Raw genomic sequence first — 360 nt, 5'->3', positions numbered from 1 at the left:
CGCGCACGTTCTCGCCCTTGCCGTAAACCGGCAGCGGCTTCTTGTGGCGGATGTTGTTGATGAAAAGCGGGATGAGCTTTTCGGGGAACTGGTACGGACCGTAGTTGTTGCTGCAGTTCGTGACAATCGTCGGCATGCCGTAGGTGTCGTGGAACGCGCGCACAAAGTGGTCGGAGCCCGCCTTGGATGCAGAATACGGGCTATGCGGCGTGTACTTCGTGGTCTCGTAGAAGAAATCGTCGCCGTAGGCCAGATGATGTTCGGAGCTGGAGGCCGTCGTGGTAAACGGGGGCGTAATGCCTTCCGGGTGGTTCATCTTGAGAGCGCCATAGACTTCATCGGTAGAGATGTGGTAGAAGC

General features: G+C 57.5%; 1 protein-coding gene. It reads right to left on the bottom strand.

The window, feature by feature from the left end:
• Positions 1 to 360 (bottom strand): GDP-mannose 4,6-dehydratase (locus tag B2952_RS10750; RefSeq protein WP_290736343.1); only part of this gene is annotated, 360 nt, incomplete at both ends.

It is taken from the genome of Fibrobacter sp. UBA7003, from assembly GCA_002449765.1.
Classification (GTDB): Bacteria; Fibrobacterota; Fibrobacteria; order Fibrobacterales; family Fibrobacteraceae; genus Fibrobacter.
Note: the sequence above shows the minus strand (reverse complement) of the source record. Positions and strands in the feature narration are given on the sequence as shown.